Raw genomic sequence first — 4,191 nt, 5'->3', positions numbered from 1 at the left:
GGAACGCTTGTCATCCATCGAGGCATTGTCCGTCTCGTCAAAGAAACGGACTACGTGACGATTACAGAGCAGGATGTTTTCCTGCAAGCATCGACCGTATCATTCGACGCAGCGACCTTTGAGATTTGGGGCAGCTTGCTGAATGGGGCGAAGCTGGTGCTGATGCCGCCTGATCTGCCTTCACTGGAAGAACTGGGACAAGCCATTCAGACGCACAAGGTTACGACGCTTTGGCTGACGGCGGGACTGTTCACGCTAATGGTGGATCATCACAAAGAGCACCTGACGGGAGTTCGACAACTGCTCGTTGGCGGAGATGTCGTCTCGGTTCCTCACGTAAGAAAAGCGTTAGAAATCGAAGGACTCACGGTTATCAACGGGTACGGTCCAACGGAGAACACGACATTCACCTGCTGCTATCCGGTCACGGAGTTGCCAGAGACGATCAGTTCTTTCCCGATTGGCCGTCCTATCAAGAATACGACTGTGTACGTACTAGATAGCAACATGCAGCCCGTCCCGATTGGCGTAACAGGTGAACTGTACATCGGCGGAGATGGTCTGGCGCAAGGATATTTGCATCGTCCTGATTTGACGGAAGAACGCTTTGTACCAAACCCGTTCTCAACCGATCCGCAGGCACGACTTTATCGGACGGGTGACCTGGTTCGTTATCTGCCAGATGGTCTCATCGAATTCATCGGCCGAATCGACAATCAGGTAAAAATCCGCGGATTCCGCATCGAGCTGAGTGAAGTAGAGGCAGTTTTAGCCAAGCATCCTGCTCTTGCCGCATCCGTTGTCATTGTCCGCGAAGATGAACCGGGCAAGAAACAGCTCGTCGCTTATGCGGTCAAGCAAGCCGAGCATGAGGTTGACACTGCCGAGCTTCGCCAACACTTCAAAGCACACGTTCCGGATTATATGGTGCCATCTGCTTTCGTCATGCTGGATGAATTGCCGCTAACGCCAAACGGGAAAGTAGACCGTCGGGCCCTGCCAAAACCTGACTATGCAAGCAAAAGTGATGAGCACTACGTTGCACCACATACCTTGATCGAGCGCAAATTGTCTGAGATTTGGCAAGACGTTCTCAGAATCGAAGAAATCGGTATCAACTCCAACTTCTTCGAACTCGGGGGAGACTCGATCCTGAGTATCCAGATCGTCTCTCGTGCTAACCAAGCAGGGATTCGTCTTACACCTAAACAGATCTTTGAAAACCAAACAATCGCTGAACTGGCAGCTCTCGTTTCAACAACTGGAAACGGGGAAAGTGCTATTCAACTGGCGGAGCAAGGGCTCGTGACCGGAAATGTGTTGCTTACGCCAATCCAGAAGTGGTTCTTTGCCGCAAATCAACCGTCTATCCATCACTGGAATCAATCCTTCTTGTTGACAGTCGAGGAACCGGTTGATACGAGCGCATTGGAGCGTGCCATTACCGAGTTGCTTACACATCACGATGCTTTGCGCATGCGTTATACCAACAACGACGGTATATGGTCACAACACATCGAGGGCTTGGGCGAACCTGTACATTTCCATTTGGTAGATTTGTCTGGCATCTCACCAGAGGAACAATTCGCGCGATTGGAAGAAATTGCAGACGAGAAGCAGGCGAGTCTGAACATCACAGAAGGCCCGATGTTGCGAGCTGTGTACTTCCACCTTGGAAACGAACGCGCGGGACGACTCCTGCTCGTTATTCATCACTTGGTAGTGGACGGGGTATCCTGGCGCATTTTGCTGGAAGACTTGCAGTTGGCCTATGAGCAAGCTCTAAATGATCAGGAGGTACATCTCCCGTCAAAAACGACCTCGTTTAAAGCATGGGCTGAGCAATTACATGCTTACGCCAAGTCTGATTCACTTGAAAAGGAAAAAGCCTTTTGGGCAAATCAAGCGTATGAAGTGGATCTACTTCCTGTCGATCGTACGTATGAGCCAGCTCAAAATACCGAGGCATCCACGAAACAGATTACACTTACCCTGACCGCCGAAGAGACGCGCAACTTGCTTCACGAAACGCTCCCTTCCTACCGTCTGCAAATCAATGACGTATTGCTTGCTTCCTTGGCAAAAGCGTTGAATCGATGGACAGGAAAAGAGAAGATGGTCGTCACCCTGGAAGGACATGGACGCGAGGAGATTATCGAGGGAGCAGATTTATCCCATACGGTTGGCTGGTTCACAAGTATGTACCCGATACAGATTTCTATCGAGCAAGAAAAACATTGGGGGCATACGCTGAAGGCAGTCAAGGAACAGCTTCGCCAGATTCCAAATAAGGGGGTTGGCTATGGAATTTTGCGCTATCTAAGTGATGATCTTGAACTACAACACCAACTGAGCGCCCAACCGAAACCGCAGATCAGCTTCAACTACCTCGGGCAATTTGATCAGACGGTGGCGCTTTCCTCTACCTTTGGCATAGCGTCTGAATGCAGTGGAGCCAATCTTGCCCCTGATTCGATACGAGAGAACTTGCTCGATATCATTAGTGCGGTTTCAGGAGATCAGCTACACGTCACCTGGTTGTACAACGAAAACATCCATGACGAACAGACGATTGCGGCGGTTGCTGATGATTACATGGAAGCACTGCGGGAGATTATGTCTTACACGCAATCGGCAGAAGAAATAGGCTACACACCTTCAGACTTCCCGCTGGCTAATCTAGATCAGCAGTCTATCGACAAGTACATCGCTTCGGATCGTCTGATCGAAAGTGTATATTCACTGACCCCACTGCAAGAGGGGATGCTGTTCCACTCCCTGTATGAACAAGAGGGCGGAGATTATGTTGTACAGTTCCTCATGACAGTGCGAGATATTAGCTTGGAAGCATTCGAGCAAGCATGGCAGAAAACAGTCGACCGTCATTCGATTCTTCGTACCTCCTTTATCTGGGAAGGCTTGGAACAACCGCATCAAATCGTCCGAAAACAAGTAAAAGTAAGCGTGGAAAAAATCGACCTACGCCATGTGGATGTCGATAAGCAGGAAGCTGAAATCCAAGCGTTCATGGAAAAAGACCGGGCACGAAGCTTCCAGTTTGATCAGCCGCCATTAATGCGTTGGACACTGTTTTGCACGAACGATAATACGTATCGCTTCTTATGGAGCTTCCATCATATCTTGCTAGATGGCTGGAGTATGCCGCTTGTCTTGCAAGATTGGCAGGCAAGTTATCATGCGATTTATACAGGCGAAGAAGAAGAAAAATTAGAAGCAGTCCAACCATTCAGTCGCTATATCGCATGGCTCCATAAGCAAGATAAACAAGTTGCGGAGCGCTATTGGCGCGAGCAGTTAAAAGGCTTCTACGAATCAACGCCACTTGCTATGGGAAAAGCAGGCAGTCATGCCGTACAGCCTAAAGCCTACAGAGATCGAACCGTTTCCTTATCCAAGGAAGTAACGGCCCATCTGCAAGCTTTTGCCCGCAAGCAGCAGTTGACGCTAAATACGTTGGTGCAAGGAGCATGGGCACTCATCCTGAGCGGTTACAGCGGAGCAGACGATGTTGTCTTTGGAACGACAGTTTCTGGTCGTCCAGCGGAGCTGCCAGGAGTGGAAAACATGGTAGGACTCTTTATTAATACGCTGCCTGTCCGCGTCATGTTTGACCCAAGCCAAACGATTCAGGAATGGTTACACCACCTGCAAAAGACACAATTAGACATCCGTCAGTATGAATACACACCACTTGTAGACGTCCAAGGCTGGAGCGAGGTTCCACATGGCCAATCGTTGTTCGATAGTATTCTCGTTTTTGAGAACTACTTGAATAGCACAAGTGAGGAGTCAGATTCCGGAGTGTCGCTGAGTGAAGTCCAAGCAGTAGAGCAAACCAATTACCCATTGACATTGGTGGCGGCTCCCGGAGATGAACTTGCTCTCAAATTGATCTATGAGCAAGGACGTTTTGATACCGAAGTGATTGTGAAAGTATTGGAACAGATGTCTCAGGTTTTACATGCCCTAACGGCTCAAGCGGAACAGCCGTTGACTACACTGTCATTTATTACGGACGAGGAACGCTACAAGCTGTTAGTGGAATGGAACGCAACGGAAACGGAATATGCTCGTGACGCGGTAATGCACCAACTGTTTGAAGCACAAGTAGACGCAACACCGGATGCAGAGGCTCTAATTGTCGGAGAAGAGAGACTGACGTACGCGGAG

The 4,191-nt window shown here is 49.4% G+C and carries 1 protein-coding gene; it reads left to right on the top strand.

Annotated elements, in window-relative coordinates; all coding sequences use genetic code 11:
* A partial coding sequence (locus C7R91_RS26660; RefSeq protein ID WP_146142148.1) for a condensation domain-containing protein occupies window positions 1-4,191 on the top strand: 4,191 nt, incomplete at both ends.

Source organism: Brevibacillus formosus (assembly GCF_003013405.1).
Lineage (GTDB): Bacteria > Bacillota > Bacilli > Brevibacillales > Brevibacillaceae > Brevibacillus > Brevibacillus formosus.
The sequence above is the reverse complement of the archived record's forward strand: the minus strand, read 5'-3'. Positions and strand labels throughout refer to the sequence as shown.